General features: G+C 33.5%; 1 protein-coding gene. It reads right to left on the bottom strand.

Going from position 1 to position 7452, the window contains the following annotated elements; translation table 11 throughout:
* Positions 1 to 480: 480 nt before the first annotated feature.
* Positions 481 to 7047: a S8 family serine peptidase gene (locus tag B4W83_RS11540; protein ID WP_000750024.1), complete on the bottom strand. Its 6567-nt coding sequence runs from the start codon at positions 7045 to 7047 to the stop codon at positions 481 to 483.
* Positions 7048 to 7452: the final 405 nt, after the last annotated feature.

The raw sequence follows: 7452 nt of genomic DNA, 5'->3' as shown, positions 1-7452 counted from the left end.
GGTTTTAGAGGCTTATTTACTATGGACTAAAGTTGTACAAGAAAAGTGCAAATAAGAAATCTCCAGATTAGGAACTATCCGTGAGTTCTCTAGTCTGGAGATTTTTCAATATACTTCGTTATTGGGCGGTTACTACTATACTTCGTTATTGGGCGGTTACGAAGCAGGTGAAAAACTACCTCCCAAATGAAAAGGAATTAAGCAACCAAACGCTACTTAATTCCTTGAAATTGTCTCATCACCTCTATTAGCCTTTAAATTTTGAAAGACTCTATTTGCTAATCAATATTTGTCAATACTAACCCTTTCAATCAATTCATTAGTTTTCTAAACTAAGTCTATTAATAAATCCAAAAAGAGTATCAATAGTAAAGTAAACTAAATAATTGAGTTATAAATAGCTATTTTCACAAAACTGTTTCATCATCACACCATCTCAGTACATAAACCATTTTTTCATCTATAGCTTTTGTCTTAATCTTAATCTTTTTTCTTTAATCCAAGAAATGCACCTACGGTAAACATTATTCCGGCAACCAATGACGTGAAGACTTCGCTAACTGTTCCGGTTTTTGGCAACCTATCATTGTTAGTAGTTGATTTACTATCAATATTGGTATCTTTATTAGCTATGTTCTCTGGTTCATTAAGATAAACTTCCTTCTCATTTTCAAAGTTTTTATCATTTTTATCAGGAACTGGAGCTGTAACATCCTTAGTTGAATCAGATCTTTGACTTTCATCTAATTGACTATAATTTACTTGTACAGGAACTGTAGTTTTGACATCTTTAGTTGAATCAAATTTGTGTGAATGATCTTCTCTTTGTAAATCCTCTTTTCTGTGACTTTCATCTAATTGATTATGATTTGCTTGCACCTTATCTTTCTTTTTGGATACATCAAAAGTAGGTTTATTTTCCTCCTCCTTTTTCTCCTCTATTTTCTTGAATACAGGTTTTATAAGGGTATCTTTTGATAGATTAATAACATAGCCAGCGTCTTTTTTACCTTCGAAACCAGCAATTTCCCAACCATCAAATTGATAGCCTTTTTCTAATTCACCCTTATAGACAGGTAAAATAAAATCTTCTTCCGGCACTATCTGAGAACTCATTTCTTTTCCATTTTGAATGGTCACAGTCACCCTATGAGGTTTTAATTCGCTCATTTCTCCCGTATCTTTATTTAAAATAAATTCTTTTACGGTTGTATTTCTTGCGAAATCTTTTACAAGAATCTTAATATTTAGTGTCTTATCTGTTAGTTGTTTAATATCATCAAATGATGTATATTCTTTTCCATTTACATAAATATGTTGTTCTTGAATCTCACCATCGAATCCATTATTTCTTTTATCATTGATGTTAAAGACTACAGATTTTCCATCAGCATATTCGATACTAGTATTTCCCTTAGGATCAATGTTTACTTCGGGTTTAACATTATCATATAAAAATTGATAGTGGACTCCAACCGCTTTCGCATTCAAATCGCTATAGCCAGTTTGAAGATAAACATTTCCATCCATATCTGTTACCTTATCTGGAAATCCGTTTGCTTTATAATCTTTCATCCCCCAGTCCATGATATCACCGTCTTTAACATTAAGCTTAACGTTAAAATCTCTAGTGTTATCAATGTGTAAATCTCCGTAGATTAAATAATTATCTACAACCGATTCATTAACCCTCAATTCCCAGTTAAAACCACCCTTATCAGAAATCTTACCTCTTAAATAAAATTCTGGATTTCGTACATAAATTTTATTAGATTTAGATGGATTAAAGTAGTTCTTATCCATTGAAAGGTTTACTGGTTTGGTATCAATAAATAACATGGAGCCATCTTCTTTTATAGCTTCTACATTAGAATATTCCTCCCCATGATACTCTTTATTATCTTTACCAAATAATACAAGTTTAGAGGAATCTGTCACAAGATTTCCATCTTTATCGATTGCTTCCCCTTTATCATTCATGTTAAAGGTAAACACTTGATATCTTACAATGTTAAAGCCGTCCAAAGCCGACATTAATACTGATTGAGTGCTTCTTCCATCTTTAACATTTCTACTATCAGCATAAATTGTTGTTTCTGAAAGGACTCTTAGATTAGGATTGGTCTTTTGTATTTTTGCTATATCTTCCTTGCTATAAACTCCATTCCCTGCTAACATATCCGTTTTTCCAGGATTATAGGTAGTCACTTTTAGTGCATAGCCTTTTCTTAGAATGATGTTATCCTTTAACAGATATTGTTGTTTTTCTGAATCAGAATAGATTTTACCAGATTCCATTTCAGTTAAATTGTTTGGTTTGTTCTTTGAAAGATCTCCTTCTCCTAATTCGATTACATTCCCATAACTTGATGCATAGGGATATTCTGTTTTAGTTTCCTTATTTTTTTCAGGCATTCTAATTTTAGTTTTAGCTTTTGTTTCACCCTTATCTTTTACAAGGATATTCATATCACCCGTAAAGGATAGACCATCGACTACATCATTTGTGTTTGCAAATAAGTCAAAGGTTAGAGTTTTAGTTTGTGGGTCGTATTTACTTGCCTTAATTTCTATTAATTTGAAGTCATTGCCATAGTAAGCCTTAGCATTTTTGGATACATTACTTACTTTTCCAAGAATTTCAAAATGTCCATCCTTTGATGGGCTTAATACTCCACCAAGTTTTGATTTAACATCATCAAGTTTCTCAGTTTCATATTCTAGAGCACTCTTATCTTCATAGGCAGTTATATTTCCTTCATCGTCATATTGATAATCAAGCTCTACTGTTCTTTTTCCACCAGTTACAAAGTCATATTCTTCCCTATATTTCTTTTTAATGAGTTTCTTTAGGTCTTTATTTTCAAAGTCTCTAATTGTTGAAATAGTTTTATTTATTTCAAGGCTAGCTTCTCCCTCAACTGAACTTTCTTCAGCTGGTTTTGAATCTTCATCCTTAGCTTGATTATTATTGGTATTTTCCTCTGGGCTCTTTGCATTTTTGAGTTTTTCTTCAGAAATTTCACCTAGTTTTTCATATTTAGAAGCATCTTTGTCAGGATCTACTAGGTAATAAGAAATCATTCCTTTTTCATCAGCTTGGTCATCAAATTTAATTCTATGGATTTTGGTGAAGTTGCTTGCACCATCTAGGGCGATTACTTCGATGATTTTTCCTCTTAAATCTCCTGCTCCGCTAATTTCGTAGATAGTATTTCCATCTTTATCAAGCTTCCTATTTCTTCCCTCACCCTCTCCGGCGTAAGTTACATCAAGACTTTTCTCAACATCTCCATACTTATCGACAAGAGCTGCACCTGCGTACCATACTTCGTTGGCTACTTCTTCAAATTTCTCAGGATGTTCTTTTTGGTCTCTAGCAAACAAGGTTTCGTGTTTGTACTCATCCTTTACCTTGTGGTAGGTATCTTTTGCGATCAATTTAATTTTATCTGGATTAGAAAAATCAATTGAAATAATTTTTGGAGCTGTATTATCAATTTTTACTGGTATATAAGAAACTTGCCATGGATAATCCTTGGTTAATCTATATTTGAATTTGTAGAAGTATTGACCCTCAGCTATTGATTCAAATTGTCCTCTTATCCTAGTAGCTGGATCTTGGTTATCCTTACTTTCTGGTTCATTTTCTTCTCTACCTCTAGGGTTATAGATGAGTCCATCCCACTTCAAATCACCCCAAACTTTTAGTTTAGATGATTTGATTCCCTTTGCATCATTGCTTTTAGAATTTAAAATTCCTCTAATAAAGTGTTCTCTCGAAATGACTTTTAAGTCTCTTTGATTTTCTCCCTCTTTATTTGTATTTACTATTGAAATCAATCCTTCTTCTGCACTTCTTAATACAAGTGGAGAAGGTGTTAATCCTCTTTCTAGTGAAACACTTTGTGGTTCTCCCTTTGAGTCAAGTGGATATACCCTAGCAACATTAGATCCACTAGTGGATTCTGCATGAATACCTTGGTTGTTAAAGGCAAATAAGTCTGGGTCTTGGTCTAGTGATGTAATATTTTTATCTTTTCTGTTTTGAATAATAGCTGCTGGATTAAATTTATCTATACCATGTTCTCCACCAATACCCTTGTTCAAGGTTCCAGGAATTTTCGGTTTACCATCATCATCATAACCTTCCATTGTTTTTGATTTTGAACCCTCTTCCCAGGCCCATTTATCAAGGATTGGTTCGTGATTCCAATTCCCAGCAAATCCCATTAGAGGCATCGACAAAGAAGGTTGGAAGTTTATTTTCTTCCCGTTAGAGTTTAGAGCTTCCATTTCTTCCACTGACTCAAAATGAATAAATGATTCTACAAATTTATTTTTGTCTTTAGCCTCTCCAACATTTATAACCGCATTCAAATCAAAGCTAGAATTTGCGCCTATAGTGAAAGTATCATGCTCAAATGTGATATTTGCTCCTTTGATTTTTTCTGGATGGATTTCTGGAACAATTTGCTTACCATCTGGAGATTTTTCATCTTTGTATGTTTCATCCAGCTTTAATCTATCAGTTAGAGAATCTGTAGTTATCGCTGATGCTGAAACTTTAAAGGTCAAAGGTCTGTTTGATGTATTGTGAAGCTTAATTGTAAAATATTTTTCTTCTCCTTTTATTTCTTTAAGAGAAATAGAACCATAAGAGTTTACCAAACCTTTAGAATCCTTGTTTTTGAAAGTCGCTACAACTTCATTTCTCAAAGCATTGGCCACATTAATTAGGCCTGCTCCCTGTTGTCTAGGTGATGCAAAGTATTGGCTTTTTTCTTTCCAAGACGTTGCGTCCATCATCGGTCGCGCAGTATTTTGTAGAGCAATTTTTGTAAGACTTGTAAGGTCTATTTTGTCATCTCCCTCAAGATTTCTCAATACAGGTCTTTCAAGCATTTCCTTTAACTTCGGTCTAATCAAAACAGTAGAAGCTGCTACGATTGGAGTTGCCATACTGGTTCCTGACATATAGCCATAAGTTGATTTACCATTAATGACATTAAGCGTGGATTTAATATTTTTACCAGGTGCTGAAACATCGGGTTTTAAAAGTAAATCTATTCTTGGCCCCCAAGATGTGGATCCTGCTGGAACGATGATATCTTCTTTATAGAGTTCTTTGTCTGTGTCAGGTGCAAACTTAAAGTCAATCTCTTTTTCGTCACCTACATTCGGTTTGTTGGAATTAAAACTTTCCATATCAATTGGATAGTATTGCTCCAATTTATCTTTAAAATCTTCTTTATTATTTCTTTTGACTTCAGTTTTTTTATCAGGATTAATCATGTTCCATAGCTTTACACCATCATCTCCTGAAATTGAAAACACTTGACTTTTAGTACCTTCATCCGCTTCATATCCCATAGCTGGAAGCTCTGTCCAATTATCTCTATTGTAGTAATTGACAGTATTTACAACCATAATGGCGCGTGCGCCCTTATCCGTAGCTTTTTTAAAAGCATTTTTTAAATCCTTTGTATAAATTCTATCCATTACTGCAATTTTGCCCTTAAGATCCAAACCTATCAAATCTTGGTCTTGGCCCTTGCCTATATATACAAATTTCAATTTACTAGGAGCTTTTGAACCATCTTCATTTGTTGTGATTTTATTCTTATCGAAAAAGGCCCCTATATTTCTGTATTTAAAACTTTCTCCACCTATGTTAACTTTATCAAACTCAACTGTTTGATTTTTAGCAGATGCAACCGCTATCGCATCTTCATGTGCTGCTGTTCGCGTTACATTTCCAGTGTCGGTCATTTTCAGATGATTATTTGCCACTAAATCCCAAGAAGAACTTGAAGCAGAAGTCGCATAGTTACCCGTAGCGACAACCATTGGAATGCCTGCTTTTCTTAATGCTCTAATAGCTTGCCAATATTTCTCACCTACAAGACCTGTTCCTGTAAAACCAGATGATACCGAAACAACATCAACGTTGTGTTTGATAGAATCTTCAATAGCATGAAACATTGTTTCATCCCCTGCGAACCCAGATCCTGCGTCAGAGTACATTTTATAAGAGAAGATCTGTGCATTAGGTGCAATTCCATCTATGCCATTAAAGTTCTTGATGTCTTTTTCAGTATCATTTCCAGCAAGAATCCCTGCAATATGCATCCCATGGGGATCAAAATAATCACTTCCATCATCAGCTCTTTCTACGGTAATTTTACCACCATTATAATAATTAAAAGCATGAGGAATTTTATCACTCAACCAATAATTTTTATCAGTGCCTTTTAAGTCTTCTTTTTTAAATCTCATTGAGGCTTTGGCATCATCATCGATTCTCATAGCCTTATGCCTATAATCTGTTCCAGTATCGATATTTGAAATGACCATACCTCTACCATCAAAATTTCTTCCAAATTGAGCATTAATGGCCTTTAGGTAATCAATAGCTTCCTCAACTCCAATTTCCTTTCTGGCATGATTCATCATGGGTTGGACTTTTTGTGCCCTTTCAACCGATGAGATACCTTCTATGTGTTTAATTTTGTCCAAGTTATCTGGAGTTGTTTCTATGGCACTACCGTTAAAAATTCTATCATAAGTATATAAAACTTTTGTATTCTTAAGACTGGATAGTCCCTTGATTGCTTTTTCTCTAGACTCTTCATCTTTAAATTCAGCAATATAGACAAGTCTATCCTCTTTTTTGGGACTTTCTGAGTCTTTACTTGCAGACGAGTCCGCTTTATCTCCTTGGGATTGATTGGAATTTTCTTCTTTGCTTGTTGCTTCTTCATTGCTAGTGCTATTGTCTATCACAGGATTTTTACTAACAACTTCTTTTTCCTCAATAATTGTTGTTTTCTTTTCTTCAGTATCCTTTGAAGCTTCTATAGCATGATGAATCTCTTCATGTTTCTCTTTATTTTCTGTTTCCTTATCTACTACTACTTTTTCTTTATCAGAGATATTTAAAGCATCTTCAGAGCTAGATATATCTGCTAAGACTACCTCATTAGGGGCATAGGCTGCTAAAATAACTGCAGCTGTGGTTAATGACAATACTGTACTTTTTTTCATTTTAATTCCTTACATATTTATTTAACTTCCAATAGATAGAAAACTTTAACTTTGCTAGCCTTTGTTATAAAAAGTTTTACTAAGTATTATCTAGGAAATAGAGTAGTACATTTATATATAATTGTTAGCTCTCCATAAAAATAGTATATCATTTTTTAAATTTAAGTCAAGAAAAATTAATATGTGTTAATTTATTTTTTAATACACATTAAAAATATAGAGTCAAAAACTTTCGTAGTTAGCTGGGGTACATTGTCAGAACATTCACACCATCAAAAATAGTAGCAATCAAATTGAACCACTACCAAAATCACAAAGTCAAACATCATTGATGAAATATCAGCGCTATTAAACAATATAAATAACCGCTAAGAATAAGACTTAACCCCAAATCATTCATACCTC

Origin of the sequence: Streptococcus pseudopneumoniae ATCC BAA-960 = CCUG 49455, from assembly GCF_002087075.1 — a bacterium.
Classification (GTDB): domain Bacteria; phylum Bacillota; class Bacilli; order Lactobacillales; family Streptococcaceae; genus Streptococcus; species Streptococcus pseudopneumoniae.
This window is presented reverse-complemented; position numbering and strand designations above follow the sequence as displayed.